This window comes from Streptomyces sp. NPDC004752 (genome assembly GCF_053601275.1).
Genome location: NZ_JBSGBN010000139.1, coordinates 1 through 26,864 on the forward strand (window position 1 = coordinate 1; position 26,864 = coordinate 26,864).

30 protein-coding genes and 1 pseudogene are annotated in these 26,864 nt (G+C 69.2%); 21 read left to right on the plus strand and 10 right to left on the minus strand.

Annotated features, from left to right (window positions below; genetic code table 11):
* Positions 1-200 precede the first annotated feature (200 nt).
* From ACWEKM_RS38190 to ACWEKM_RS38240, 11 genes are all read left to right on the plus strand, one after another.
* Complete coding sequence (locus ACWEKM_RS38190; RefSeq protein ID WP_451625888.1) at positions 201-512, plus strand: hypothetical protein; 312 nt, start codon at positions 201-203, stop codon at positions 510-512.
* A 90-nt stretch (positions 513-602) separates the two neighbouring features.
* On the plus strand, positions 603-1,277 hold the full coding sequence (locus ACWEKM_RS38195; protein ID WP_451625889.1) for a GGDEF domain-containing protein: 675 nt from the start codon (positions 603-605) through the stop codon (positions 1,275-1,277).
* On the plus strand, positions 1,274-1,717 hold the full coding sequence (locus tag ACWEKM_RS38200) for a hypothetical protein (RefSeq protein ID WP_451625890.1): 444 nt from the start codon (positions 1,274-1,276) through the stop codon (positions 1,715-1,717). The genes ACWEKM_RS38195 and ACWEKM_RS38200 overlap by 4 nt, the downstream gene beginning before the upstream one ends.
* Entirely contained in the window at positions 1,714-1,992 is a 279-nt protein-coding gene (locus tag ACWEKM_RS38205; RefSeq protein WP_451625891.1) for a hypothetical protein, read from the plus strand. Before ACWEKM_RS38200 ends, ACWEKM_RS38205 begins: the two co-directional genes overlap by 4 nt.
* Positions 1,993-2,014: 22 nt before the next feature.
* A complete protein-coding gene (locus ACWEKM_RS38210) occupies positions 2,015-2,188 on the plus strand; it encodes a hypothetical protein (RefSeq protein WP_451625892.1) in 174 nt (57 codons plus the stop codon).
* Between the two features lie 11 nt (positions 2,189-2,199).
* A complete protein-coding gene (locus ACWEKM_RS38215; protein ID WP_451625893.1) occupies positions 2,200-3,069 on the plus strand; it encodes an Lsr2 family DNA-binding protein in 870 nt (289 codons plus the stop codon).
* A complete protein-coding gene (locus tag ACWEKM_RS38220) occupies positions 3,069-3,818 on the plus strand; it encodes a hypothetical protein (RefSeq protein ID WP_451625894.1) in 750 nt (249 codons plus the stop codon). Before ACWEKM_RS38215 ends, ACWEKM_RS38220 begins: the two co-directional genes overlap by 1 nt.
* Before the next feature lie 32 nt (positions 3,819-3,850).
* The gene (locus ACWEKM_RS38225) at positions 3,851-4,030 is read left to right on the plus strand and encodes a hypothetical protein (RefSeq protein WP_451625909.1); all 180 of its coding nucleotides are present in this window, start codon (positions 3,851-3,853) and stop codon (positions 4,028-4,030) included.
* Positions 4,031-4,085: 55 nt separating this feature from the next.
* The gene (locus tag ACWEKM_RS38230) at positions 4,086-4,562 is read left to right on the plus strand and encodes a RapZ C-terminal domain-containing protein (protein ID WP_451625895.1); all 477 of its coding nucleotides are present in this window, start codon (positions 4,086-4,088) and stop codon (positions 4,560-4,562) included.
* Positions 4,559-5,239: a hypothetical protein gene (locus ACWEKM_RS38235; RefSeq protein ID WP_451625896.1), complete on the plus strand. Its 681-nt coding sequence runs from the start codon at positions 4,559-4,561 to the stop codon at positions 5,237-5,239. Before ACWEKM_RS38230 ends, ACWEKM_RS38235 begins: the two co-directional genes overlap by 4 nt.
* Entirely contained in the window at positions 5,236-5,766 is a 531-nt protein-coding gene (locus tag ACWEKM_RS38240) for a hypothetical protein (RefSeq protein ID WP_451625897.1), read from the plus strand. Before ACWEKM_RS38235 ends, ACWEKM_RS38240 begins: the two co-directional genes overlap by 4 nt.
* Positions 5,767-5,851: 85 nt before the next feature.
* Here ACWEKM_RS38240 and ACWEKM_RS38245 read toward each other — a convergent pair whose 3' ends face one another.
* Both ACWEKM_RS38245 and ACWEKM_RS38250 read right to left on the minus strand, forming a co-directional pair.
* Entirely contained in the window at positions 5,852-6,889 is a 1,038-nt protein-coding gene (locus tag ACWEKM_RS38245) for a ParB/RepB/Spo0J family partition protein (RefSeq protein WP_451625898.1), read from the minus strand.
* On the minus strand, positions 6,886-8,169 hold the full coding sequence (locus tag ACWEKM_RS38250; protein ID WP_451625899.1) for a ParA family protein: 1,284 nt from the start codon (positions 8,167-8,169) through the stop codon (positions 6,886-6,888). The genes ACWEKM_RS38245 and ACWEKM_RS38250 overlap by 4 nt, the downstream gene beginning before the upstream one ends.
* A 220-nt stretch (positions 8,170-8,389) precedes the next feature.
* On the opposite strand from ACWEKM_RS38250, the gene ACWEKM_RS38255 reads away from it, so the two are divergent.
* Both ACWEKM_RS38255 and mobF read left to right on the plus strand, forming a co-directional pair.
* Positions 8,390-8,809, plus strand: a complete 420-nt coding sequence (locus ACWEKM_RS38255) for a hypothetical protein (protein WP_451625900.1) — start codon at positions 8,390-8,392, stop codon at positions 8,807-8,809.
* 235 nt (positions 8,810-9,044) lie between these two features.
* Entirely contained in the window at positions 9,045-11,018 is a 1,974-nt protein-coding gene (gene mobF, locus ACWEKM_RS38260) for a MobF family relaxase (RefSeq protein ID WP_451625901.1), read from the plus strand.
* A 267-nt stretch (positions 11,019-11,285) separates the two neighbouring features.
* Here the strand turns inward: mobF and ACWEKM_RS38265 are convergent, their stop codons facing one another.
* Positions 11,286-11,711 (minus strand): hypothetical protein, encoded by a 426-nt coding sequence (locus ACWEKM_RS38265; RefSeq protein ID WP_451625902.1) that lies wholly within the window; start codon positions 11,709-11,711, stop codon positions 11,286-11,288.
* Between the two features lie 833 nt (positions 11,712-12,544).
* Between ACWEKM_RS38265 and ACWEKM_RS38270 the strand changes: the two genes are divergently transcribed.
* From ACWEKM_RS38270 to ACWEKM_RS38280, 3 genes are all read left to right on the plus strand, one after another.
* Positions 12,545-13,912 (plus strand): replication-relaxation family protein, encoded by a 1,368-nt coding sequence (locus ACWEKM_RS38270; RefSeq protein WP_451625903.1) that lies wholly within the window; start codon positions 12,545-12,547, stop codon positions 13,910-13,912.
* Positions 13,913-14,003: 91 nt separating this feature from the next.
* Positions 14,004-14,276: a hypothetical protein gene (locus tag ACWEKM_RS38275; RefSeq protein WP_060886185.1), complete on the plus strand. Its 273-nt coding sequence runs from the start codon at positions 14,004-14,006 to the stop codon at positions 14,274-14,276.
* Between the two features lie 74 nt (positions 14,277-14,350).
* The gene (locus ACWEKM_RS38280) at positions 14,351-14,581 is read left to right on the plus strand and encodes a DUF6207 family protein (RefSeq protein ID WP_451625904.1); all 231 of its coding nucleotides are present in this window, start codon (positions 14,351-14,353) and stop codon (positions 14,579-14,581) included.
* 34 nt (positions 14,582-14,615) lie between these two features.
* Here ACWEKM_RS38280 and ACWEKM_RS38285 read toward each other — a convergent pair whose 3' ends face one another.
* Both ACWEKM_RS38285 and ACWEKM_RS38290 read right to left on the minus strand, forming a co-directional pair.
* Positions 14,616-15,542, minus strand: coding sequence for a DUF4238 domain-containing protein (locus ACWEKM_RS38285; RefSeq protein WP_451625905.1), 927 nt, complete (start codon positions 15,540-15,542; stop codon positions 14,616-14,618).
* A gap of 72 nt (positions 15,543-15,614) precedes the next feature.
* On the minus strand, positions 15,615-15,773 hold the full coding sequence (locus ACWEKM_RS38290) for a hypothetical protein (RefSeq protein ID WP_398433403.1): 159 nt from the start codon (positions 15,771-15,773) through the stop codon (positions 15,615-15,617).
* Positions 15,774-15,912: 139 nt separating this feature from the next.
* Here ACWEKM_RS38290 and ACWEKM_RS38295 point away from each other — a divergent pair, with 139 nt between their 5' ends.
* The 4 genes from ACWEKM_RS38295 to ACWEKM_RS38310 all read left to right on the plus strand — a co-directional run bounded on the left by ACWEKM_RS38295 (position 15,913) and on the right by ACWEKM_RS38310 (position 21,564).
* Entirely contained in the window at positions 15,913-16,599 is a 687-nt protein-coding gene (locus ACWEKM_RS38295) for a hypothetical protein (RefSeq protein ID WP_051866217.1), read from the plus strand.
* Complete coding sequence (locus ACWEKM_RS38300) at positions 16,596-18,551, plus strand: hypothetical protein (protein WP_451625906.1); 1,956 nt, start codon at positions 16,596-16,598, stop codon at positions 18,549-18,551. The genes ACWEKM_RS38295 and ACWEKM_RS38300 overlap by 4 nt, the downstream gene beginning before the upstream one ends.
* A 62-nt stretch (positions 18,552-18,613) precedes the next feature.
* Positions 18,614-20,581, plus strand: a complete 1,968-nt coding sequence (locus tag ACWEKM_RS38305; protein ID WP_398433854.1) for a hypothetical protein — start codon at positions 18,614-18,616, stop codon at positions 20,579-20,581.
* 146 nt (positions 20,582-20,727) lie between these two features.
* On the plus strand, positions 20,728-21,564 hold the full coding sequence (locus ACWEKM_RS38310) for a hypothetical protein (RefSeq protein ID WP_158973293.1): 837 nt from the start codon (positions 20,728-20,730) through the stop codon (positions 21,562-21,564).
* A gap of 56 nt (positions 21,565-21,620) precedes the next feature.
* Here ACWEKM_RS38310 and ACWEKM_RS38315 read toward each other — a convergent pair whose 3' ends face one another.
* A complete protein-coding gene (locus ACWEKM_RS38315) occupies positions 21,621-21,806 on the minus strand; it encodes a hypothetical protein (protein ID WP_451625907.1) in 186 nt (61 codons plus the stop codon).
* Between the two features lie 345 nt (positions 21,807-22,151).
* Between ACWEKM_RS38315 and ACWEKM_RS38320 the strand changes: the two genes are divergently transcribed.
* Positions 22,152-22,682 carry a hypothetical protein gene (locus ACWEKM_RS38320; protein ID WP_398433855.1) on the plus strand — a complete coding sequence of 177 codons (531 nt, stop codon included), beginning with the start codon at positions 22,152-22,154 and terminating at the stop codon, positions 22,680-22,682.
* A gap of 92 nt (positions 22,683-22,774) precedes the next feature.
* Here the strand turns inward: ACWEKM_RS38320 and ACWEKM_RS38325 are convergent, their stop codons facing one another.
* The 4 genes and pseudogenes from ACWEKM_RS38325 to ACWEKM_RS38340 all read right to left on the minus strand — a co-directional run bounded on the left by ACWEKM_RS38325 (position 22,775) and on the right by ACWEKM_RS38340 (position 26,299).
* Positions 22,775-22,909, minus strand: a complete 135-nt coding sequence (locus ACWEKM_RS38325) for a hypothetical protein (RefSeq protein WP_360020206.1) — start codon at positions 22,907-22,909, stop codon at positions 22,775-22,777.
* Positions 22,910-23,161: 252 nt separating this feature from the next.
* Positions 23,162-23,347, minus strand: a pseudogene (locus ACWEKM_RS38330) (hypothetical protein); the annotation flags it as partial.
* Between the two features lie 9 nt (positions 23,348-23,356).
* Positions 23,357-23,698 carry a PadR family transcriptional regulator gene (locus ACWEKM_RS38335; RefSeq protein WP_229868564.1) on the minus strand — a complete coding sequence of 114 codons (342 nt, stop codon included), beginning with the start codon at positions 23,696-23,698 and terminating at the stop codon, positions 23,357-23,359.
* 87 nt (positions 23,699-23,785) lie between these two features.
* Positions 23,786-26,299, minus strand: coding sequence for a Helicase associated domain protein (locus ACWEKM_RS38340; protein WP_451625908.1), 2,514 nt, complete (start codon positions 26,297-26,299; stop codon positions 23,786-23,788).
* Positions 26,300-26,864: the final 565 nt, after the last annotated feature.

The following is a 26,864-nucleotide window of genomic DNA, read 5'->3' on the forward strand; positions in this document are numbered from 1 at the left end:
ACTCGAACTACGAGGTCGATCCGTCGCAGATCCTGGTCACCAACGGCGGCAAGCAGGCCATCTACGAGGCATTCGCCGCGATCCTCGACCCGGGCACCACCTCCGCCGTGACCGCGACGGGTTTCCACGCCGCCTAGCCAGTGAGGCCAGGGCGGCGCGGTGGCCCCTCACGCACCAGGCAAGGAAGGAGATGGGTCGTCATGCCGAACCGCGAGTTCTACGAGGTAGACGTCCCGATACACGACACCACCAACCCGGCCTGCCGGGGTCTGCACGTCTTCACCGGCGAGGCAGACTCCCCCACCACGGCCCTGCGCCGCGCACACGAGGTGTACGACGCCGCGCTCGCCGCGCACACGGCCGGACACGAGATCCCCGGCAAGCAGCCGGACAGCTGGGGAGTCAGCGGGCTTCGGCCCGGCTGGCAGATGGAGTGGCCCGCCGCGACGGCCGGCCTCTGGCACAACCCGTACAGCTGGACCCGCGCCGACGACGGCGACTTCGAGCTGTAGCTCTGCCCCGGGACAGGCGCCAAGGCGTGGAAACCAACCGCCTGTCCCGGGCCCACCCACCCCGTACGAGACGAGAGGGAGATCCCCAGTATGGACTCCGTCCTGCGCGTGCAGGCCCGAATCGGGCAGCGCGCACTCTTACTGACCACCGCCGCCCTGCCGTTGACCGGCTGGGCCGTGCATGCCGTCGCCCTGCACAGGCAACTCGCAGCCACCCGGAAGGACCCGCTGACCGGCCTGCTGCGCCGCGACGCCTACACCGCCCGCGCCCGCCGGCTCCTGGCCCGCCACGACGACCTGGCCGTGGTCATGATCGACCAGGACCACTTCAAGGCCGTGAACGACGACTTCGGACACCCGGCCGGAGACGCCGTCCTGGCCGCCACCGCCGCCCGGCTCACCGCGTGGGCAGGCCCGCGGGCGTCCGTCGGCCGCCTCGGAGGCGATGAGTTCGCCGTCGTCCTCCAACTGCCCGCCGCGCGCCTGGAGCAGCGCCTCGCACAGCTGGTCCGCATGCTGCACACCCCCGTCGTCCTGGACGACGGCCGCACCGTCGACGTCGCCGCCTCGGTCGGCGCCGCGACCACCGACGTCCTCGGCACCCGCGACCTGAGCCTGTTACAGCGGGCCGCCGACGCCGCCCTGTACGACGGCAAGCACTCCAATCGCGCGGTCCTCGCCACCGCCGCGCACGTCACGGTCCCGTCCGTCAACGGGCGCCGGGCCGGCCGCCCGGGAACGAGCCTATGGGGGCGAGCCGCATGAGCATGGTCACCCTGCCCGAGGGCGACTGGATCCGCGGCATCACGATCCGCCAGCCCTGGGCGACCTGCATCCTCGCCGGGAAGAACCCGGAGAACAGGCCCGTCAACTGGCCGTGGCAAGGCTGGGTCCTGATCCACGCCGGAAAGAAGAAGCCGGAGCCCGCCGTGCTGCGCGACCCGCTGGTCGCCACCGCGATCCGCGGCCGCGAACTGCACCTCGGTGCGGTCATCGGCGTCGCCCGCCTCACCGGCTGCCACCCGGATCAGGGGCCCGAGAAGTGCACCAGCCCCTGGGCGGAGCGCGGCGCGCACCACCTGGTCCTCGCCGACGTCCAGGAGCTCGCCCTGCCCGTACCCGCCACGGGCGCGCTTCCGGCCTGGAAGCCGACGCCGGACCTGCTGGCGCAGGTGTTCCAGCAGCTGCCCGACTTCCGGCCGTGACCCGCACCCGAGGCAAGAAGCCACTGTTCGAGCCGGGCTGCGTCCCGGCTCCCGGCGCTCTCCTCGACTGGCGCGACAGCCAGCACTTCGACCGCTGGCAGGACCGCCCCTGCGCGCTGTGCGACAAGCCCACGCCCACGCGCTCCCACTCCGGGGAGCCCGTACACAAGGCGTGCGCTGAGGACTGGATCGCCGCGAACCCCGTTGAGGCCCGCCTCGGCAGGTTCGCCTCCGACATCCAGGCCAAACGCCGGCGCGACGACGACCACGCCTGAACCCCTCCACCTGGAGGTTCCCATGAGCAACACCCAACGCGACGTCGACCACGCCCTCGCCTACCCCGAGCCGCCCGCCTCCCCGCTGTGGCACCGCCACGGCGCGAAGGCCCGGCCGCTCACGCCCGACCAGCAGAAGCGCAACCGCGAGCTGCTGGACATCGCCCAGCGCAAGCCCCGCACCACCGCCGCGTAGGAGGGCCAGTCATGTTCACCGACATGAAAGAGGCCCTCGAAGCCGAGGCCCTCGAACTCACACCACTCGGCAGCGACCAGAACACCGCCGCCTCCGTGGTGGTCGCCCACCACGCCCGCGACAAGGACGACCTCGCCGACCTGCTGGGCGCCCTCGGACTGCCCTGCGCCGAAGACGACCTGGTGCGGCTGCTTCCGCACCTCACCAGCCCTGACACCCCCACCGGAGACTCCATGACCGTCAACGCCTTCACCGCCACGGCCGCCTCCATGCTCAACAACGGCGACAGCCCCGAGCACGTCCGCAGCACGCTCGGACTGTCGGAGAGCGAACTCGCCGAAGCCGTGAAGCACGCCGCCCTGCCCGACCCCACCACCGTCCCCGCCCTGGACACGGACGACAGCACCAGCACCCCGCAGATGGCGGTCCTGGCGTCCGACGGCACGGCGGACACCGACGGGATCGAGGCCCTGCTCTCCTGGGCGGAGAACCACCCCGCCGCCAGCATCCGCAACCGGGCCGCCCGCGTCCGCAGCGATCTCACCGAGCTGACCGAGCGCCGCGCCACCGACGCCGCCCAGCGCCAGGCAGAGGAACGCGTCGCCAAGGCCAAGGCCGAACTCGAGGCCGCGCAGGCGCAGCTGCGCGCGGTGAAGGCCGGCGGTCACGCCGCCACGGCGGTACAGGACGCCACGCCCCTGGCTCCCGCCCCGACACCGGCGGCTCCCACCGGCAAGCGCAGCAAAGAAGAGCTGGCCGCGATCCGCACGTGGGCGCGCGCCAACGGCCACCAGGTCGCCGACCGGGGCAACCCGGCCAAGGCCGTCATGGACGCCTACAACGCCGCCCACCGCACCACCAACCTGGCGGAGGCAAGCTGATGGACGCCATCCCGCTCGCGCTGGACGGCTACCTGGCCGCCGACCCGGAACCCGGCGACCGTGAGGGCACCGCCTCCTGGCGGCTGAACTGCTCCGCCGGCACCGACCACCTGGTGGAAGAAGCGGTCATTCCCTGCACCACCATGGAGCCGGAGATCGCGCACGCCCTGCTCACCGAGCGGCAGCCCGGCGACCTGCTGCGCGTCACCGGCCACCTCACACTCCCGGACACCGCTGACGGGATCATCCAGCTGCACGCCGACACCCTCGAAGTGCTCTGGGAAGCACCCGTGCTGGACGCAGACGGGGATGACGCAGACACCGCGACCGCGGCAGACGCGGACGCGGACCGCAACAGTGCCATCGCTGCTCTCGCTGAAGCCCTCACCGGCTTCGGACAGGCCGCCCCCGGTCCCGGGCAGAGCATCCGCATCCACATCAGCCCGACCGGGGCCCTTGGTTCGGGCCTGGAGCACTGCCACAGCTTCGACGTCACCCCGGCCATGGCCCACCGGCTCGCCGACTACCTCGACGCCATGAGCTGCTACCTGGACAGCGAACGCCCCGACGGCGCCGCCCTGGACCCGGAGACCATTGCGGACCTGACCGAGCTGTTCGAGGACATCGACCTGACCGGCCTCACCAACACGGTCCTCAACGCGACACGGCCCGAACACCGGCCCGCCGTCACACGGGCGATGGACGACATGTTCGGCGACGTCCCCGCCCCCGAGGAAACCGACCCGTGACCACCAGCCACTCCCGAAGGGAGGCGAACTTGATGCCCGCCCAGCCCCAGCGCACGGTCCTGGAGCGGTTCCCCGCCGAAGGCCCCCGCGGCTCCTGGCCGGCGGAAGAGTACGCCGCCGCTCAGCGCTCCCAAGGCAGGCCGGACGCCCGGGTCGTGATGGACCTCGGCAGCGATCAGTTCCTCGTGGTCACCGAAACCACCACCCCGTAGCCACCCACCCCGGAGCGCCGCACCCCGCCCTTCCCGGCCGGGCGCGGCGCTCCGCATGTTCCAGCCCTTCACCACCGAGCAGGAGGCACCCTTGCATCCGATCCGTCTGATCTCGTTCGGCTACCTGCACCTGCCCACCGGCCCGGACGGCCAGCCCGTCCCGCCCGCCGCCGACCGGATCGAGGACGTCCGCGACCGGCTCCGCGACCCGGCCGCCGCCCGCGACATCATCGACCTCGACGGCCTCCACCCCCGCGTCCAGGACGTCGTCCTGAACACCCCCGGCGCCCGCGAGCTGCTCGCCAACCTCGCCGACTACGCGAACCTTCCCGCCGGCCCCCACCGCATTGCAGTCGGCTGCGCAGGCGGCAAGCACCGTGCATGCGGCCTCACCGAACTCCTTGCCCGAGCACTTCGCGACCGCGGCCGCGAAGTCGAAGTCGAGCACCTTCACCGCCATCTGCCGCGCGTGCTCAAGACACCCGACAACGGCACCACCCGCCCCACCGACAAGCAGGAGGCCACCCGATGAAGCGTCTCTTCCGCCGCTGCGGCCACGCGCCCGGCGCCCTCACCCCCGAGGACCAGGCCGCCGTCGACCAGTTCCGCGCGCTGCTCGCCGCCCTGCGCGACACGGAGTTCTGGACGCCTGGCGCAGGCCAGGACATCGCCGTCCGGGTCGGCCCGTTCATCGAGCGCGCCCACACCCGACCGGGCGACGACCACGGCCCCGACCTCATCGCCGTCGCCCTGGTCCACCCCGACACCCCGCACGCCGCGGCCTACCTCCACGGCCACCAGCTCGGCTACACCGGCAAGGGATGGCTGCGCTGCGAGACGAACGCGATCATCGGCGTCTGGAACCCGGCCTTCGCAGTCCTCACCCACGCCGCAGCGGGCCTGAACCTCCCCGACGACGTCGGCATGCCGCCGGCGAACTACGCCGTCCACGTCGAAGCCCGCCGACAGGACAACACCGGCTACACCCTGCTCCGTCTCGGCCCGTACACCCAGACCTGGCTCGCCTCCCGCGACGCCGACCGCCTCAACACCGAGCTGGCCGGGAAGGCTGCCACCGTCATCCCCGGGTTCACGGTCACCGCGAAGGGCACGCCGTTCGACGTCAGCGACCACGAGAGCTACGCCGACCCGTACGAGGCCGACGTCACCGCGCTCCTGGCCGACGCCGTCGCGGGGGTGAACGCGTGACCACCAGGGCCCTGTACGAGATCGAGACCAGCGAGGGCGACGACGGCACGATGCACCCCGTCGAACAGCTCTGGACGCCCTGCGCCGACGACGCAGCCGACAGCGGGTTCATCGCCCACCACGGCCTCCACGTCACCGGGATCGACGACCCCACCGACGACCACCTGTACCCGATCGCGTTCCTCGTGCTCGGTCACCAGCGGTGGGCCGACACCATCGAGGCCGCAGCCGCCTACATGGCCCGAGTCCACAGCTGGCGGAACCTGCACCTGTACCCCGGCGACGGCCCCTCAGTGCTCATCCCCCGCATCCCGCGCGCCGTCCTCACACACGGCGTCTTCTTACGACACCCGCACCCTGATCACGGCTGTGGGTGCGAGTGGGATGAGACCTGGCGCATGCTGTGGGCGCCACCCACCGAGCCCGGCGCCGTCCCGATCACCGCCATACGGCACCCAACCGCCCCGGTGACCGCCGCCGGCATCCCCAACCCTGACGAAGGGGCGCCCGCCACCTGGGCGCCCTGACACACGCGACTGAGCATGACGAAGGCCCGTACTCCCCGCGCGTTCGCTGGGAGTACGGGCCTTCTTGCGTTTCAGGGCGCTGCGATCAGTTGGAGTTCACCCGGCGCTCCTCACGGTCCCGAAGGAGCATCTCCAAGACCTTGTCGCGTTCTTCCGGTGGCATCTTGTGCAGGAGCAGGATCGCTGCCTCCGCCCCGTCGTGGTACGGGAACTTCTTCAGCGCGGTCTGACCCTCCTGGCTCGCGCCAGCGTCCGTGTCCCGCTGCTCCGGGATGGCTTCCTCGTGCGCGGCCTGCCTGTTGGTGGCGACCGGCGGTGCGCCCTGCGAATTGACCGTTACCGCGTCGTTATTTTTCACGCCGTGAAAATCTGTGGTCTTAGCGACCGGTGCGTGCCGGGTTCGTGACCTGCGCTGTGACGCCTCGGCTCGCTCATTCGCTTTGGCCTTCTGAGCTTCCGGCGGCAGCTTGCTCAGGTTGCGGACGTGCTCGGTCTTCCGCTCCCCTGTCATCAGGTCTTTCTGCAACTCAGGGGACAGTTTCAGAAGCGACAGCTTGCTCGAGAGCGTAGAGGCAGACATGGACAGCCGCTTGCAGGCCTTCGTCTGTGAGCCTCCGTAGTAATCGACCAGTTGCTTCAGCGCATGGGCTTCCTCGAGGTCTGTCATGCCCTCTCGGTGGTAGTTCGCGATGAACGCAGACTCCAGAAGCTTCTCGTCAGTGCTCATCCGCGCATCGTCCACCCGTACGGGGATGGTGGCCAGGCCGACCTGGCGTGCAGCTTCCAGACGCCGGTGGCCGTCGATGACCACGTACTGGGAACCAGGAGCCAGATCGTCGGCGCGGTCGGGTCGGCTGCGGACATATGCATCGACAGTGCCCACCACAATCGGCAGGATGACACCGACCTCGCGTACCGACTCAACGGTGCTTTCCAGGTTGCGGAGATGATTGCGCGGGTTGTCCGGGTTATCGCTTATCGCCGGGACCGGCAGGTCAGTCAGGGCTGAAGTGTCGGCCGGATCACCGCCGTGGATAGTTCGGTCGATGGCGGTCCGGCGGGCGCTGCGCTCGGACGTGCCCCGGAACGAAGCACCACGTCCCAGCTGATCCTTCTTGCTCACTTACCGGCTCCTGCCACGATCAGCCGCATGACGTTAGCCTGCTTGCTCTCCGGCACATAGGACAGCAGCGGTCTCTTGAGCCGGACGCTCTCACGCTGCTCCTTGAGATCGTCCACCACGGCGATCACCTTCTGGTCCTCCACGTTGTGCCATTCCTCAAGCGACGACGTGGCGATGTAGCCGCGACGGCTGTCGAAGAGGTTCACCACGATGCCAAGCCGGTCGATCTCAAGATGCAGGTCGGCCTCCAGATCACCGATCTGGTCAACGAGCATCTCGTAGGCGTCGGCAGAACTGTCCTCGGACTGCACAGGGATAAGCACCCCGGAACGTCCCGCCTTCTCGTTCGGCCGCCTGCGCCCGTAGTAGAGGCCAGCGTCCATGCTGAGTCCGAGGCTGGGCGGAGAGTCGATGACAATGACGTCATAGTCGGCCTCAAGCGGGTGCAGGGCACGCTCAAGCGCTGACTCCTTCTGGAATCCCCGGGACTGAGCAGCCGTGAGCGCCAGCTTGGAGTCGAGCAGAAAACCCTCCCGGGTGCCCGGCAGGACGTGAAGCCGGCCTGCGAACCGGGGATCGTCGATGGTGACGACCAGCTCCCCGATGTCTCCCTTGGGATCTCCGGTCATGTGCGTGACCAGACTGTCTTCCCCTACGGCAATGGGTGGGATGCCGAGCTGGTTGCTGAGGTGGAGCTGCGGGTCGTAGTCGACTAGGAGGACTCGCTGACCGCCCGCCATGTAGTCGGCGATGACCGCCAGAAGCTGCTCACGAGTGCGGTTCAGCCGCTCAAGCTCGGTCTCAGTGAGAGCGCCCACGAAATTCTGGAGGCATTTGGCTCCGATGCCTGCGGTCTCAGCGTGCGCCTCTGCGATGCCTGCGGAGATCGTGGTCTTGCCGACACCGCCCTTCTGATTGCACACGATGATCCGGCGCGGCGCGGCGGGAAGGCCGACCTGCTTAGGGGACGGGTTGTCCTCCAGCCAGGCCCGGATGCTCTGCGCGAGGCCCTGGATGAACGACAGATCGCGTTCGGTACAGGTCCCCTTGAAGTCGTCGTACAAGCCGGTCGGCAGCCACGTGGAGAACGACCTTGCGCCTGTGGTGTCCACCTCGGGGACGGAACTGCTACCGCTGCGCCAGCTGATGATGGCCGTGGTGGCGGCGTCCTGAATGTCCAAGCCGAGTTCGGCACAGCGGATCTTGAGTTCTTGCTGGAGGGCCGGAGGGAGCTTGGACGCCACCTTTTCCCGGTCTCCGTCAGGGTATGGAGAGGCCATTGCGTCACCATACTGACTCTGCCGCGAACGGCGACGTCCGGTCTGTGAACTTTGACGCTGCTTCACCCGATCGATACGAGTGACCTGTCTCGCTGAAGGCGGGCCAGTCTCGGTGTATCCGAGCCATCTGGCTGTGTGTCTCGGTCAACCTTGGCCATCTGCTGTTCCGTCTCGCTGTTTCTGAGCCGCTGCCGCGCCTGGCTGTCTACGGTCGTCGTACATGGACAGCGCCGGGTGGGGGTGTCTGGTGGAGATTGAGGACTTCCGGCTGGAGTACGTCGGCGCTCGCGGTGACCTGCACGAGGGGCCGCTTGAGGTGATGTGGCCGGCGCGTTTCGAGGCGGCCGGGCAGGCGCGGACGTTCCCGTCGTACCGCGGTCAGCGCAATTTTCCCGGCTGGTACTGGGCTGCGACGTGTGCCGAGTTGGTGGGTTACGAGTCGTGGGTGGAGCTGGGTCAGCTGGGGCCGGTCCAGGATGCTGTGGGTCCCGATCCGGTGCCACACGATGTGACGGGCCCCGGCAACTACCTCCCGGCCGTACGACCACGTAGCGCGCCCGTCCGGCGCCCAGGTGTGGGCACGGTGGTCTCCTCCGGGCAGCACGACGAAGCCCCTGGCGGGTGCCGGGGGCTGCTGTAGGCGGTGCTCGTTGGTGGTGGCGTCCTTGGTGCTCGGTAGTGCTCAGTGGCGCGTGTTGGTGTCGTCCGGGTCGTGATGTGTGGGCTGCCGGAGAGCGATGACATTCGCTTCCGGCCCGGGGCCGCTTCCCGCCTGGCGGGCGCCTGAGAAGAAAGTTCGGCCGCTGCTCCCGCCTGGCGGGACGTACCGCTGATCGGCCTTTTCTCGCAGTTCAGAGCCGTGTGGCGTGGTCTGCATGACAGTTGATATCCGGGTCATCCGGGCCGGTCAGATGTACCGCTACTACCTGCGCCAGACCGTTGTCGGCGACGGCCGCCGCCCCGCGCGCACCCCGCTGCGCGCCGCCCAGGAGCAAGCCGGCGTCCCGGCCGGACGATGGATGGGCCGCGGTCTGGCCGCGCTCGGACTCGCGCCGGGTGAGGAGGTCACCGAGGCGCAGCTGCGGAACCTGTTCGGCGAGCGAGGCCGCCACCCGTACGCGGACCAGATCGAGGCCGACCGGCTCGCCCAGGGCGACTCCCCGAAGAAGGCGTTCAAGGCCGGCGCCCTCGGACGCCGCGTGATGGTCACCGGGGTCGACTTCGTCTTCCGGCCGCAGCCGACGATCTACCTGCTGTGGGCGCTGGGCGATGAGGAGACCCGGCGGGTGATCGAGGCCGCACATGAGCGCGCGATCGAGCGGGTGCTGGAGTGGATCGAGGACGAGGTGGCCGTGATCCGGTACGGCAAGGACGGCATCTACCGGGTGCGGCCGCCCGGCGGTCTGGTCGCCGCGCGCTTCCGCCACTACGAGGCGCGCTCCGGGATGCCGCTGCTCCATGACCATCTGCTGCTGTCCGTGAAGGGGCAGCGCCTGGACGGGAAGTGGGGCTCGATCCACACCCTGGCCCTGCACGAGCACACCGTGGCCGCCTCAGCGCTCTACAACGAGCTCGTGGCCGCTGAGGTCTGCGAGGCGCTGGGGCTGGCGACCGAGCCGCGCACCGTCACCCCGGGACGCCGGCCGGTGATGGAGATTGCCGGGGTGCCGCACGAGCTGATCCGCTGGACCGCCCGGCGCAGCGACCAGATCGCCGCCTGCCTCGAGGACCTGGAGCACGAGTACGTGACCGCCGTCGACGACGACGGCGAGTTGAAGTTTCTGCCCGTGGTCTCCGAACGGGCCCGCGCCAAGCTGAACGGGATCGCCGCCCGCAAGACCCGCCCGCCCAAGCAGAAAACCCAGCCGCTCGCGCAGCTGCGCAAGGAGTGGAAGGAGAGCGCGATCCGCACCTCCGGGGTGGCCGTCGACGTCATCAACTCCCTTCTCGAGTACGCCCGTGCCGCAGCCGCGGCGATCCGGGCCCGGGTCGCCGCCGTGGTCGACGTCGCCCTGGCGGCCGTCGACGTCGCCGCGACTGTGTTCGTGATGAACGACGGCGGCCGCTTCCACCGCCGGCACCTGCTCGCCGAAGCCCGCCGCCACCTCGCCCTCGTCCTGCGCGGCCGCCGCCGCGACCCCGGCCTGGACGACCAAATCGTGGCCGCCGCCATCTCCACCCACTGCCTGGACATCAGCGAGCCGAAGACCGTGCGCGGCCTCGAGGCCGGCTACCGCCTCTACACCGCCCGGTGGGCCCTGTCCGACCTCCCCGCCCGGCGCCGCCCACCGACCCCCGCGCCCGACCCGGACCGGCGACCCCCGGCTGATCCCGATGCGCCGACTGCGCCCCGGCGCCCGGACCAGAGGGCGGGGGAGTGGGAGATACCCCGCGTCCAGCTGAACTACGACCGGGCCGTCCTTGCCGGTGCGGTGGTCCGCGAGAAGCTGCGCACCACCGCAACCACCGCCACCGCCGTGCGGGGCCGGGCGTACGACGTCGTGGCGCACCAGCAGGCGGCGATGCCCGAGCAGCTGCTCGCGCCCCTGGCCTCCGGCCCCGAGCACGACGACCAGGAGCCGGGAGCCGGACGCGGGGAGGCGATCGACCTGACGGCGCTGCGGGCCTTGAGGGAGTCCCGCACGGACGTGGAAGCCCTCGACCTCACAGCCGAGCGGCTGCGCCACCTCCAGGACGCGTTCGCCAAGGCGGCCGACGACTCCCGCACCCGCTCGGACCGCTACGCCGAACAGGACGATGCCGACGGGCACCCGGTGCGCCAGGACGACCAGCAGGCGCACCGCCCACAGGACCCCGGACCGCACCGCGGCCGGGAGGCCGGCCACTGAGTGCACCCGATGCCGTGCACCCGAGCACGCCGACGATGCCCGGCATCCTCCCCACTGAGTGGAGTCCACCGGCCGGGAGTGGATGACACCGTGCTCGGCATCCACTCCACTGAGTGGAGCCCACTCGGTGGAGTGGACGACACCGTGTGAGAGTGCTCGGCATCCACGGGGACGATGCTGCGCATCCACCCGATGCGCACCCGCCGCGTTTTTCCTTGACACAGCGCCGTGTCAAGGGAAAACCCGGCGAGGCGCACCGCCCGAGGGTTACGCCGTGCGGGCCCGTTCCAGGTGCTCGGTGCGCATCGTCTTCAGGGTGTTGACGATGTCCTCGCCCTCCTGTCGCAGGACGTTCTCGGTGAACCGGATGATGGTGTTGGCGAGGCCCCAGATCGCGCTGGGGACGCACTCTTGTGTCCACTCCTCCAGCGTGGCCAGCAGGACGCCCCCGACCTCGTCCAGGGCGAAGGAGTCCGCGCACGGATCGGCGTCGGCCACCAGGTCTGTGACGGGCAGGATGATGTCCTCAGCCAGCCGCAACAACAGGTAGGACGGCGCCGGAGCGGCCCCCGTCCGATCGACGATGGTGGCAACGCCGTGCTCGCTGTGGCCCTGTATCGCCAGGACGTACTCGAAGGCGAGCTCCACCTCTTCGGGCGTCAGCGGCGTGCGGGACTGCTCCAGGTGCGGCATTCGGATCTCCTCAACAGGCTGTCGCCGTGCCGATCACGGCGACTGACCCGAATGCTCACGCCGGGCCCCTGTGGATAAAGGCCGGAGATCTCTCCCCCTCTCCAAACCGGTGCGAACTGGTGCTGAATGGGTCGAAGCGGGCCCCCTTGTCGAGTGTGGTCGGGCCGACCATGCCCCTTGTCGAGTCGTGGTCGGCCCGACCACGGACCCCTTGTCCGATTCGGCGCGGGCCGCCAGGAGTGCACGTTTCTCCTTGACCGACTTCGCTATCGGCCGCCGTCAGGTCGCGGACAAGGGGTGGGTGTTCACGATGGCCGCCACGCGCCCGCAGGAGGGGTATGCAGCGGCCACCGAGCCATCGGGGGTGGCTCACCCTCGCGCGGGCGGGCCACCGGCCGTCACAGGGCCGGTGGAGGACGCCACGACGCAAGGGAGAGACCGCTGATGATGACCCGACACAGGCGCCCGCCGTACTCTGTCCGCACCGCCGATGCCCGAGGCGCGCGCTCCGCGTGGACAGGGCTGGTCGGCTGGGCAAGCCGCCGCGGTCTCCTGCCGCCGGCGCTTGCGATCCCACTGCCGTACCCACTTCCGTGCCCGGCACGATCGCGGACCGCATTTCCCCTGGCCACCACGGCTTTTCGAGGCTCCAGCGCGTCGTCACAACCCTCTTCTCTCCTCCTCTCACTGACCAAGCCCTGGGAAATAGGTGGGGGTGGGGTGTCAGTGGTGGAGGCGATCATCGGGTTCAGGGCGCGCCTGGTGCCCTCTGCGGCTGGGCGGGGCTGGCGCCCGGCCGGTGGCCGGACGCGGACGACGGGAGGGCGGGGCTGATGGCGAAGCGCAAGGCGAACGAGGCGGGATCGTCGACCGGGCACCGCGCCGATGCGCTGCGCACGCTCGGGGTGCTCAAGGCCGCGACGGCGGACCAGATCCAACGTCTGTCCTCACCGCACCTGACGTACCGGCACACCACGAAGGACACGGCGGCCAAGCGGAAGGAGGCGCGCACCGCATCCCATCGCGGCGCGCTCAACGATCTGCGACGGCACGGCCTGTCCGTCGACGGCGGCCGCACCCGAGGCGGGGAGGAGGTACGTCTGCTCACCAAGGACGGGCTGGCCGCCGCCGGCCTCGAGTTGGACCGGGGGCCGGAGGAGATGGGCGGCATGCCCAAGAGCGCGGGCCGCTCGGGTGCCTCGCACGCGATGACGGTCAACGAGACGGTCATCGCGATGATCCGCCCGAAGCCCGACCTCGCCTTGGTGGCCGGTGAGCCGGCCGAAGCCGTCGCGGCCGCCCAGGCCTGTGTCGACGCCTCCGACGGAATCGGCAGCATCACCTCCTACGCCACCGAGGTCGCTCTCCCGGCGACCGGCACCTGGAGGAACCCCGGTGTGGGCTGTGCGTGGGCCGACATCGTCCTCACCGCCCCGGAGGCCGGGCTGCCGCTGTTGTTCATCGAGGCCGACAACTGCACCGAAGAAGCCCCGATCATCGCGGCCAAGTTCGACAAGTACATGCGCCACTTCCACCGGAAGGTGAAAGACACCGACGGCAAGGACAAGCCGATGTGGCGCACCCGCTGGTCCGCCCCCGCTCCCGAGTGGGGCGACGCGACGCACCCGCCGGTCCTGCTCGTCTTCCACCAGGTCGGCAAGCGGACCGCGCGGACGCAGATGGAGCGGGTCGCCGAACTTACCCGCGAGCACTGGCAGGGCCAGTGGGCCGAAGGCGGCTTCCGCATCTACAACGGGAAGATGCCGATCGTGGCGACCACGCTGGACCTGCTGCGCGAGCACGGCCCGGCCGGGCCCGCGTTTCGGCGCTTCGGCCGCGACGTCGACCAGAACCTCTGGGATGCGATCGGCAACCCTCGCCGGGATGCCGGCCTCGCCCGCCGTGCCGAAGAGGGGCGGCGCCGTCTCGCGCAGGAAGCCGCCGAACGCGAGGCTCAGCGTCCGGTGTGCGCGGACTGCGGGACCAAGTTCACCGACGACCGGTGGAAGGCCAGCATCGCGGTCGACTGGGGCCGCGGGGACAGTCACCCGCACCTGTGCGACGACTGCAAGGCGCGCGTGCTCGAGGCGGAGCGGCAGGTGGAACAGGCCGAACGTGAGCGCCAGGAGCAGGAGCAACAGGAGGCGGAAGCGGCACAGGACTCGAAGGCCGGCGGCTGGCTCGGACGCTGGCGCGGCTGACCCGGGCAAGCCACTTCTGGCAGCGCGAGGGCTTGCCCAGGGCCGTCTGGGCAAGCCCTCGTTGTCGGTGGCGGCTGCGAGGCTGGAGGGCATGGACAGCGACGATGAGCAGCTGCTGCGCGGCCGGATCTACGGAGCCGACCACGACCACCCGGGCCCGAAGCCGGGACGCAGCTACGCCGAACTCGTGGGCGGACCCCTGGACGGACTGCTGCTCGACATCACCGGCTGGAGGCCGGAGGAGATCGACGACGGCGTCTCCCTCCTCACGGAGCTCGGGCAGTTCGGCCCCGGCGGCCGGGCGCTGTACGACCCGCGCCCCGGCGACCCGGCCCGCTGGGACTGGGGCGGCGACAGCCCCTGACAGCCCGCCACTCGGTCGGGTGAAGACACCACAGTGGCGGAACTCTCCCCGGGCGCCCGGGCGTAGTGCCGTACATGGACCCGATCAACGAGGTGCACGTAAGTGAGCCGGGCCTGGTCGTCGTTGACGTCGCGGCCGCCGACGACGCCACCGCCCTGGCTTTCCAGCAGCTGCTCGCCGACCGGTGGGCGACAGCGACAGCGGAGCAGACGACCCGCGACGCGGGCGAGCCCGGCGTACGGCTGCGCTGTTACCTGGACTTGAGGCAGCCGGTCGGCTCGGATACGCAGGCGGACATGCCGTAGGTCGTCGCAGAGGTACAGCGGTGACGATCGCCTGTCAGGTGGTGCGGTCCCCGGCCAGCCGTCGCTGTGCGGCGCGTTCCACGAACGGTTCCAGGCCGCTCTCGGGGTGCAGGTACACGTAGCGGTCGGCGGCGTGGATCTGCACGGCGTTGAGGCGGTCGACGAAGGACCGGGGGACGGTGAGCGTGATGTCCTCGGGGCCCAGGGACAGCAGGTGCTTCGGGCCGATGGGAAGGATGAGGGTCTGAGCGTCACCGAACGCCATGCCGTATATGGTGCGGCTTTCCTTCACGGACAGGGTCAGGGCCGGGTTGTCGCCGATCAGGAACTGGCCCGTCTCGGGCGTGATCACCTCCAGCCGCCGCGTCGACGCCAGGTCCCGCATTTTGTGGAAGGTGTCCTCGATGCTGGTGCGGAAGAGCTTGCCGCTCTCGCGGTCGCGCATAACCGTGGACCGTTCGATGAGGCGTTCGGCGAAGGCGCCCAGGGCAGCCGGGCCGGACAGATACAGGCCCGTCTCGCGCAGTGCCTCGAGGCGCAGCTGCTCCGGGTACTGGGTGAGCACCTTGGCGAGCAGGCGTGTTCGGGCCCGCTCGACCGAGTCGGTGTGCACGTCGCGGTAGTGGAGCGACCGGACGTAGTGGAGCACGACCAGGTCGCGCAGCACGTCCACGTGAAGAGGGTCGGCGAACGGAGTGCCGGCGTGCACGGCGGCGAGCGCCGGGGGCACGCGCCTCTCCACGTCGCCCCACAGTGCCTCAACGGATGGGGAGTCGACGGCGACGAAGTCCTTGACCCAGCCGCATCGGCTGGTGGGCATCCGCTTGTGCACGCGTCCGGGGTTGTGCAGGTCGAACGGGAGCAGCTGCAGGCTGCCGTCCTTCGGCTCGGGCGCCGTGAACTCTGTGAGCAGGACCTGGGATATGAGGTGCTGCCGCGATGTCTGCTGTGCTGTTCCCACACGCCGGATTCTGCCAAGGGCCCCTCGCCACCCGCTCAGAGTTTCCCGGCTGCCGATCCGCAGGGTCACCGGTCAGTGCAGCCGGACCACGGTGACGACCGAGTGCCGGGTCGTGCCCGCCACGACCTCCACCACCACGTCACCGGCGGCGGGGGTGTAGGTGTCGCCGGCCTTCGTGGACGCCCGCCCGGCCTGGGGGACCAGGTGCGGGCCGACGGTCGACGCCGACATGGGCTAGTCGAGGACCAAGCGCAGTGTCCCGTTGTGAGTAGACGCACTCGTCCAGGGACGGGTGTTCAAGTGGTTACGCACAGCTGTCGTCATGTGCTAGTTGTGGGATCTTGGTTGTCAGCACGGGGGAGGAAGTCGGGTGGCGGAGTCCGGAGTGCGGCGGGCGTCGCGCGCACAGGACGCGGTGCGGCTGCTCTTCCTGTTGGATCACTGCGGCGCGCCGCACGGTGATGACCAGGCCGGGCAGGAGCCGCAGGGAGCGGTTGCGGTGATCCGGGGGCAGAAGCGGCTGCAGGCGTTGGATTTTTGGCTGCGGAATCCCGATTACCTGGCTGATGAGTTGCTCAACCAGGTCGAGGCAGGCAACGTCGACGACACTGCGGGGGCGCTAGAGCGAGCTGGTGCTCTTCTGGAGGGGGATGAACCAGAGATCTCCCGCTATCCGATGCTGCGCTGGCGGTTCGGCGCCTGGGAGGCACTGGACGATGCCTTGGGCCTTTTGTACGCGCACGGCCTGATTGACATCGTGGCGGTGGGGGAGCCACCGGTGAAGGTGGACCGGTGGGACTACTACCTGCTGCCCGCTGGCCGGGACCTAGCGGGGGAACTGCGGACTACTGCCTCGGACCTGGCCTGGTACGACGAACGCGCGGCGATCGTGCTGGCGGTGGCGGGGCAGAGCAGCGGCAGCCAGCTGAAGGCCCTGCAGTACGCGCAGGCGGAGTACGAGCGCACGGTGTGGAAGGCCAGCATCAGCGGTATCACCGACCGCGTGCGGCAGCGGCTTGCGCAGATCACGGAGCAGAGGGCGGGAGCAAGCCGATGAGCGACTTTGTGGAGACGGTAGCCCGCCGGGCAGGTATCGAGGCAGGGCTGGCAGGAGAGATCCTGGCCCGGCACGGAGTGCGCGAGAGCGGCATCCTGCCCCGTCCGCGTCAGCTGCTAGTTAAACGCCTGGCCTTCACGGGTGAAAAGAGCGGCAAGTCCACCGGCACGGTGGACTTCTCCTGGGACCTGGGACCCGGCCTGTGGGGCGTGACGGCGGACAACCTGCGAGGCAAGAGCAGCATTCTGGAGATCATCTGGTGGTGCCTGCGCGGCTCGGACGCTCTGCAGGCCGACGTGCGCCACTGGATCCACCACGTACGCCTGGACGCCCAGATCGATAACGAACCGTTCACGGTAGGCGTCGACACCACCGGCAGCCAGCTCACCGGCACCCTGACCGTGGGCATCCAGGAGCACGCCACGCAGTTCGCGGGCGAGGCCGAATTCGCCTCCGTGATGGACGCGTTCATGATGGACAGGCTCGGCTTGGAGTTCCTGCGCGGCTGGCGCAAGGACGCCACTGCGGACACGACGGACCAGGCCACGGCAGGCAGCGCCGACGGCCAGGTGGTGGTCACATCCTGGCCGGCCTTCAGCCACGCTCTTCTGTGCCGCAACCGCGAGAGCGACGCCCTGCTGGGGCAGACCGCTGGCGGCGGCACGATGGTGAGCCTTCTGCAGATGTTCGTCGGTCTGCCCTGGACGGCCACCCGCCGCGACGCCAATGCAGCCCTGGGGCTGGTGCAGCAGTCCTTGCGAGGACAGCGTCGGCGCGCGCAGCAGGACCTGGCAGCCCGCAGCGCCTCTGTGCAAGAACTCCGAGACCAGCTGGCTCAAGCCCGGCAGGCGGCAGCGCAGGCCGAAGCTGGCCCCACCATTCAAGAGGCGGCCGAGGCCGTGGAGCGGGCCGGTGCCCGACTGGCCGAACTGACCACCCAGCACGCTCACGCGGTGCAGCAGATGCACCAAAGTCAGCAAGCCGAGCAGGAACTCCACGAAACGTTGGTCCTTGATCAGAGCCGACTGCGGGACCTGCGTGAGACCGCGGCTGCCCAGCGTTTCTTCGGGGCTCTGAAACCCACCTGCTGCCCGCGCTGCTCCACCGCACTGGACCAGCTGCCCCACGCGGACCTCGACGAGGCACATTGCCGCATCTGCGGCTCCGCCCCCACAGAAGTCCCCGTCGATCCGTCGGCAGCCGATGAACTCGCCGCCTGCATCCAGACCCTCAAAGAGGCCCACACCGCAGCGAAGAAATCAGCCCGACAGGCCGCCCAAGCCGTCACCGCATCCGAGGCCGGCCTGGCCCAGGCCCGCACTGATCTCGCCGCAGCCCAGACAGCCATGCCCAGCGAGTCTTCTCTGCGCGCCCATCTTGAGGTCGCCCGTGTCGAGGGTGCCCTCGCAGAGCGCCAAGCCGCCGAACGCCGCGCCGAGCAGCCTGATCGGAAGTCACCGGAAGAAAGCGTCCTGGAGGCAGCTGCCAAGGAAGCCGACAAACGCGCGAAGAAGGCCTCAGACCAGCTCTTGGGCACCCTGAGTGCGGAGATCTGCCAACTGGCGATCCGGCTGGGGATGAAAGAGCTCCAAGCCGTCAAACTACTGGGCAACGGCACGCTTCAGATCGCCAAGGGCGACAGCAAGACCACCTTCACCGCCGTCACCCCCGGTGAGCATGTACGGCTACGCATCGCCACTCTCCTCGCCCTCTTGCGCGTCGGCAAGGAAACCGGCGTCGGCCGCCACCCGGGACTGCTCTTGCTCGACTCCGCCGGCGCACAGGAAACCATCGACGTCGACCTGGCCGAAGTCCTCAGCCAGCTCAAGGACATCTGCGAGGAGACCTCCGGCCTCCAAGTCATCACCGCCACCGCCAAACGCGACCTGGCCACCACGGTCATCCCCGCCGACCGCCTGAAAGCCGCAGGCCCGGGTGAGCCCGTATGGTGACCGGCCCGTTAAGGTGACCGACCGTCCTTCGCCGCCTGTCCCATCGAGAAAGGCCACCCGCCGTGACCCCACTCGAGACGCTCCTCGCCCAGGACGGCGATCCACCCACCCTCACCGACCTTGGCGGTGAGGACACCTTCTGGCAGCAGGCCGACACCCTGGCCGCCTCCCCGCTGTGGTTCCGCGCCGCCGAAACCCTCCTTGCCGAATGGGACACCCTCCACCACCCCGACAAGGCCGCCGACTTCATCACCCGCGCTCTCACCACAGCCACCAGCCCCGCGGCTGCTGACGACCTCCTCGACCAGCTCGTCGAACACCCCGGCTACCTCCAGCGCGCGAGCTCCCAGCTCAACACCCTCGCCCTCGAACGCAGCCGCCACCACACCACCCCCATGGAAGCCGAACTCGCCGGCCTCTTCCTCGAAGCCGCTCTCCGCCTCGCCCTGCCGGGAACCACCCGCCGCTACGGACTCCTCGACCGCCTCGTCGACCCCGGCGCCACCAGGGCCCCTGCCGCCTACGCCCGCCGCGTCGTCCGCGCCCTGGGCACCGCCTACGAACACTGGCGGGACAGCGACCTGCTCGCCGCGCTGCAGCACTTCACCCAGACCGCGGTCCACGGCGACGCCGCCTACGAGCTCGCCATGTGCCACCTTGCCGACGCCGCCAACGCCCCCGACCGCCCCACCCTCCTTGCGGCATTCACCACGGCCCGCAGCTTCCTTCAACAGGCCATCGACGCCGACGAAGACCGTCCCGACGCCGCCGCCTACCTTGCCGCGCTCGACGCTGTCCTTGCCTTCGACACCGGCGACACCACTACCCTCACCACAGCCACCTGCCAGCTGCGCCGCTCACTGACCGAGCACGCCATGTGGCTGACCGGCACTCGCACCCACTGGCGCGCCGGCCGCTACGACACCGAAGCGGCCTGGTACACCCTCAGCCTCGACCTCGAACACGCTGACGCTCACCTCGACCAGCGGCTGACGATATGGCCCAACCAGACCATCCAGCACATCCTTGCCACCTATACCGCACATCGCAGCGTCCGCCTCCAGCCAGCCGACGCCGCCCCCGGCCTGCAAGTCCTGGTCGCCCCGCGCATCGAAGACGCCTTCGCCAACCGCCAAGGCTTGCTGCTGCACCTACGCGGCTTGGTCGCCGACGCTCCCGACGACTGGGACGCCAATGCCGCCCACCAACTTCTCCAAGCCATTGACGACCGCCTACAAGCCGACGCCCCCCAGGCGCAGTCAGAAGGCCCGGGAAAAGCCGCGGCGGCGGCCTCCTACCCGGAACTGGCCGCCGAACTCGGTAGCCAGCTCCTCGCCAGCCTGCCCGCACACATGCTCACCAGCCTCCAGGCTGGCCACGCAGACTGGGAAGCCACCCTGATCAGCAGGCTGCCGATCGCCCAGCAGCACATTTACAACGACATCATCGCCGTATTGAAGGGCTGCGACGATTTCCAGCACCCCACTGTCCGGCAGTATTTCGCCCACCTGATCGTCCAGACCATCCGCTTCCTGCACAGCAGGACCAATCGCGCCCGAGCCCACCACACACCTCGCTTCGCGTACCTCTTCGCCCCCAAGCCTGGCGAAAAGCTTCCCCTGGAGGAGACAGTCCAGGAGGACCTCCACGACTACCTCTACGGCAACCTGGAGGACGTCGACATCGAAGTCACCGACCGCAGCGGAGGCCGCGCCGATATCGAAGTCCGTTTCCCCGGCTTCTCTACCGTCATCGAATGCAAGCGCACAAAGGGCAAAACAACGCGCAAGGGGCTACGGCGCTACCTCGGCCAAACGGTCGCCTACCAGGCCGGCGGCATCACCTTGGGCATGCTGGTCGTCCTCGACCTGACACCCAAACCGAGCTGGATCCCCAACATCCGCGACGACATGTGGGCAGAGCACATCCCCTCGCCCGTCCCAGAACAACGAGACCGATGGGCCGTCGTCGTCCGTGTCCCCGGAAACCGGACCTCTCCGTACGACATGACTACGCCAGCCATGCCCTAGAGGAGATCGTCGCGTCCTGGACGCCACGAAGCAGTCCGCCCATGAGGGGCTGTAGTTGGCTACGCCGTGATCCCCTGCCAAAAAGCGCTGCCGGTGCGGCGGTTGGCCTGCGACCATCGGGCAAGAGTTCAACCAGGCGAGGAACGATGGCTAACTTCCAATTCGGTATGAACGACTACAGCGTCGACGTCCAGGCGCAGCACAACGTGACCTTCACCCAGGGCTGGGACGTACACCGTCTCGCCCTGACCTTCGACGTGACCGCCCGCGGCAACTACACCGTGGACGCGCCCTTCCTTGCCTCCGGCGACCTCTGGGTACACGAGATGCCGAACCCCGCCAGCTACATCGGCAGCGTCCACGCCCCGAGGGGCCCCGTGGGGCTGAAGCCATTCAAGATGCAGCTCACGCTGGAGACGACCGTGACGGACCGGCAGCTTCGCGGCCTGGAGAAGCTGCGCGCGGGTGCCGACCTGGTCCTGCGCGCCCAACTCAGCTTGACTGCCCTGGCAGAGACGAAGCACTGGCCCGTCGCCCAGGACCAGGAGATCATCCGTATCCCGCACGCGACGTGGAGCAACGCCCTCACCCAGCTCGATGCCGGCGCGTTCGTCGACGTGCTCATCCCGGTCACCACCGTGGAGGCCCGGGCCACCGGCGCACGACGGATCCGCGAAGCGAAGAGAGCGGTCCGCGACGGCCGGTACGAGTACGCCGTGACCCTCGCCCGCGCAGCCCTCGATCCCGTACGGGAGGCCTGCAACACCCAAAAGGTCCACGACCAGGCGGCGAAGAAGAAGGCTGCGGAGCGGGACCAGGAGGAGCGCTGGGCGGTACTCATCCAGAGCGCCTTCGCCTTGTTCAGCGGTGCCCCGCACGACGACTCGGGCACGACCGAGAACTTCGTCTGGACCCGCGCCGACGCCGTTGCGGCAGTCGCCACCGCCGCTGGCCTGCTTGCCCGGCTTGAGGATCGCCCGTAGCGGGCCGACGGCCATGCAGGCTGCCGCCGGCCACGGCTCGGGTCGTCTGGCCGCTGTCAGCGCGACTGGATCCAGAGGCCGCCGTACGCGACGATGGCGCCGCCGACCGCGGTTGCGACCCCTCGGAGCAGATGCAGGCCGGCCTCATTGCGGAGCCGCCGGGCGCGCTTGGCCCACCTGGTCCTCGAGGACGGGAGGGGTTCCGGGTCCGGGCTGTTGCCCTTACGCTCGGGCTTGGACATGAGCTTCTCCTTCGTCGGGGATGTTCGGTCTTCTGCAGACGGCTCCCTGCCCACCAGGGGGCCGTCGCCGTTTCCGGCGACAGCCGTGCCGTTGTCCACCCGTTGAGATTTTCGAGGTCTCGTGGGGTGGACGAGGACCAACAAAAGCACCTCGAAACCTGCTCTGACCAGCGGAAACAGTGGATTGTCGAAAGAAGTCCATCTGTGTCAACGAGACGCCATTGCGGTTCTACTTGGGCCTTTGTGACCTCAACATGAGTAATCCCGGGGTGACCTGGGGTGTCATGCCGAGTCTTCGTGAGGAATCACGTGCCGAACTGAGTTGAAGAGTGCGAGAGTTGGCGGATGCCACAGATGCTGCGGATGCCCAGCAAAGCCGACCTGCCTGATGGGACCAGGCGCGACTTTGTAGCCGAGCTGTTCGTCCACTTCAAGGAAGCAGGGCGCCCTACACCCGCCCGCATCGCAGCGAAGACCAGCTCTATGCAGGATCCGCTTCCTGTAAGCCGGGAAACCATCCGTCGGCTCCTCAAGGGGCAGACGATCAGCACGTGGGAGCGAGTCGACGCGGTCCTGCGAGCCCTGTGCGAGATCGGTGGTCAGGACCCTGACCGCAGGCGCTGGTCGGAGTCGTCCGACTGGAACGACGATGGGGATCCGACCACCTGCAGGGAGCGCCTGCGCCAGTTGTTGAACGACGACATTGATGGCGTCGAACCGGAGAACGCCCCCGCTCCTGTCCCGCCGGCGCGATCCAACTCGGGGTGGGGCGCCCCTCGCACCCAGCCCACGCAGGATGATCCGTGGGCCACCACGCCCACGCCGGCCCCGACTACTCCAGCCAAGGGCGGCTACTCCGACGAACCGCCCTTCTAGACGCGTGCATGTGGCCGTCTGCTTGTGATCAGCCGTGTTGTCCTGACGGGGAAGCGGCGGGGTGTCTGCGACGGCTCCTGCCACCTGGGGCCTCATTGGACACGCTGCCGTCGCGCCGCCAGGCGAAGGGACCAGGCGAAGTACAGTCCGCTGCGCAGTGTGACCCGCAGCAGCCAGGCCACCCGGGTACGCAGAGGCTGTTTGCCGAGGTCGACCCACTCTGCCATCCACTCTTCGGGCCAGCGGTCACGGGCGTTCGCGGGCAGGAGGCGGGAGAGTGCTTCGAACAGAGGCCGTGCCCGTTGTAGGCGCCGGTCAGCACAGTCGTCCATGTCGCTCGCGGGTTCATCCCTGACGGCGTCAGCGGATTCCTGGGGAGGGGGTGGTATTTGCCCGAGCCCGCGTCGGATGCCCGAGGGGCCACCTCGCACGATGTCCCGCGCAGAGTCACTGCTGTTGGTACTGGGAGTTGCACGGCCTTGTCCGACGCGTTCCACCCAGTAGAGCTGCCGATGGCCGCGTTCATCGAGATCTTCGCTGATCTTTTGGGCTTCGTCGCGGGTGGCATACCTGCCGACCCGGTACCGGTTGCCGTTGTCGTCCTGGCGGATCACTAACCAGGGGAGCGTGAGCGTTTCGCTGACCCCATTGTCGGCGCCGTGCATAACGCAGCCTCAACTCCCCAGACCATCAGCAGGGCGAAGGCGGGCAGAGGTGGCGCCCCCCTGGTAGGCGGCGGCGAGAGCGACGCGGGCGGACTCGGCACCGCTTGGAGCGAAGCGGTAGTAGCGGCGGCGGGGCCGGGGCGGATCGGTCTTCTCGATCTCGTTCTGGTCTTCCCAGAAGGACTCAAGCCAGCCTGTGTTCTCGAGGCGGGCGAGGATCGGATGGATGGTGCCAGTGGGAAGGCCTGCTGCTTGGGAGAGTTCCAGACCGTAACGGGCCTCGGCAGGGCTCTCCAGCAGGGTCCGCAGCACCAGTTGTGTCTGGAGCGTCATGCGCGGCGTCTTTGCCATGCCAGAACTCTAGTATGGGATTCACCTGCACAACAGCGGAATGCGGCATCTGCCTCAGGCAGATGCCGCACCTCGAACTGTCGCTACCTACGCCCAGCGCATCCCGATCGCGGACAGCTGCTCGCGTCGGTCTTCCGGCAGCGTTGCCGCACGGGAGCGCTGGTTGCCGATCCATGCCCCGAGACGGAACTGCAGTTCCCATCCCTCACCCGAGAGCACGGTCTCCACGTGCTTGCGGGGGACGTTCAGATGGCCCTCACGCTCGTAGAACTGCTTCGCGGCTGCCAGGTTGGCGGCCCACTTGTCGGCCTGCGTACGGCGCGGCTTGGGCTTCTCGTCCTCGGTGGCGGGTGTGATCCCGAGGACCTGCTCCAGCATCCACTGCTGCACGGCGGTGAGCTTGTCCCAGCCCAGCCGTTGGGCACGCACCCACCGCCCGAGGTCTTCGCCCTGGCGCAGGACGTCACCCGGCTCGGTCGGCAGCGCCCCGCCTTCGTCCAGGTGCAGCCGGGTGAGGTGGAAAGCCCGCTGCCACTCCACCGGCCAGGTGGGGCACCACGAGGCGTCGATCTCCTCCAGCTGCTCGCGCCTGTCCTCCGACAGTGCGCCGGCCACCGATCCCACCGGCAGGCCCTCGGCACGCCGCTGCTCGATGTCCATCGCCTTGCGGGCGGCGGCCCGGGCGTTCTTGAGCCAGATGCCCACCCTGGCGCCCTGGTAGGTGGCGTCCAGCGGGGCCAGGAGGTGCCCGTTCTCGGCAGCCCAGCCTCGGGCGGCGGCCAGGCCTTCCTCCCACGCGACGTCGAAGTGCGACCACACCATGCCGAGCTTCTCCAGCTGCTGGACGCGGTCCTCGTCCATGTCCCCGCGGGCGTAGAAGCGGCGGGCGTCGGCGATCCACTGCCCCAGCGGGAAGTTGGCCAGCGAGGCCGGCCACCCCTCAGCCTGAGCCTCCTCACCCGCAGGCACCCGGTACGTGAACGGCACCTTCAGGTCGCCGACCTCCCGCGCGTACAGCACGGCGGCCTCGATGCCGCGCCGCCAGTGCTCGTGCTCGGGGTTGAGGACCCGCAGGTTGATGAACGCGGCCAGCGCGGCCGGGTCACGCGGCGTGGAGAACTTCAGCAACGCCTTCGCCGACGCGGACGGCCCACCGTCCCCGCCCCCGCTCTTCTCCTTGCTCTTGGCGTCCTTCTGGACGGGCTTGTAGCGGCTCGGGGCCTGCTGTTGGGCCAACTGCTCCACGATGCGGGTGTCGTGCGCCCTGAGCGCCTCCAGCAGCTTCGCCAGCCCGCCGAACGCCCTGCTGGTGAGCATGTTGTCCGCCGTCTCCCCGGGAGCCAGCAGCACCGGCACCACGAGGGAGGCCATCTTGCCCTCGCCGGGCTGCATCCGCAGCGCGCGCCCCACGGCCTGGACTAGGTCGGGCATCGAGCCGCGCACGTCCGCGAAGTACACGGAGTCACAGTTGCGGGTGTCGACGCCCTCGCCCAACACCTTCACCGAGCTGAGGAACGCCTTCTCCACCACCGTGCCGTCCGCCGCGATCAGGGAGGAGAACTCCCCGAGCACGCGCCGGCGGTGGAGCGCCTTGTGATCGCCGCACAGCCAGTCCGCCCACACTGTCGTCGGGTACAGCTCCGGATCGGCGGCGTGCAGCTGCGCCGCGACGTCCGGGACCCCGGCCGAGAAGGCTTCGGCCTCCTTGATGACGTGGTGGAACACCAGCGTGCGCTTGAAGGCTTCCTCGGCTGACGCCTTCACCAGTGCCGTCTGGAGAGCGGCGAGCCGGGCCCCGCGCATCTCGTCCGACCGTCCCTCGGCACCCAGCAGCAGCGCGGCCTGGAACTGCGTGTCGGTGATGTCCACACACACCACCTGGTACGGCGCACAGATCCCCCGGTCGATCGCCTCCGACAGCGTCAGGGTGAAACACCGGCTGCCGAACGGCCCGTCCGGGTCATCCGACATGCTCGCCACCAGCTCACCCGGCGCACCGCCCTGCTCCTGGTCCTCGTCCAGCTGCCACAGCCGGGGCGTGGCCGTCATGTACAGCCGCCGCAGCGACGGGATGCGGGTGTTGTCGTGAACGACCGCCCACGGCTTGCCGATCCGGCCTGACGTCCTGTGCGCCTCATCGACCACGATCAGGTCCCACGCCGAAAGGCCGGCGGTGTGCGCCCGCTCCAGCGTGCCCAGACCGAGGCTGGCGTACGTGGCGTACACGGTGACCTTCTCCAGGCCCCTCGTCCACTCCACCAGCTCGTCCACGTCCGTGGTGTTGGGAAAGGACACCTCCTCACCCCGCAGGGACGAGACCCCGATCATCGGGCCCCGGCGGCCTCCCTCACGCCACGCAGACTCGGTCTGGGCGAGCAGATCCAGAGAGGGCACGAGGACCAGCACACGGCCCGCGTGGAGCTCTTCCGCGCTCCGGACCGCCACCCGGGTCTTCCCGGACCCGGTCGCCATGATCACCTGTGTCCGCAGACCCCTCTCCGGCACCAGCGATCTTGCAGGGAGTTCGAGGGCACGGAGGACCGCGTCAATGGCTTCTCGCTGGGCGGCCTCGCGCTGATCTGCGCGGTTCGTGGTCGACATTCCTGTCTGCTTTCTCCTGGGTGATGCCCGGTCGGTTCGAGTGAGAGGAAACGGGAAACCTGCACGTAGAAGCGCCACAAGGGCTACGGTGGGAGTGGCTCGGGCGGTTGGCTACTCTGCCTCACCGAAGCACTCGCAAGGGTCCTAAGTGGATCTCGATAAGCCTCCGAGCGTTCCAAGGGTGGTGCGCTTTGAGTCCAGAGTCTATCTCGTGGTTCAAAATGAAGCAGCAGCAAGGGAGAAAATCCCTCGAACGTGGCGCGATCCTGTTAGTCTGGCCCTACCGGAGCCGGAAAGCAGCCTGACGGGAGCTCACGCGATCGTGGTTTCAAGTCCAATCCCAGCCCAGCGTTTCCATGCCGCTCTGACTCTCCGTCACCCCCACCGAATCCCCCGATTCGGCCCGCGCCACTCGTTCCGATCCCCGCCTCCCCTCTCACTGCTGCCGCTTCTCCCCTCGGTTCCCCTACAGGCGGGGAGGGTTGGGGCTGGAGCGGAGCGGAGGCCCCGGATCGGGCGGGAGTGAGGGCGGCCGCTGCGCGGCCGCTGGCGCGTGGCGCGCAGC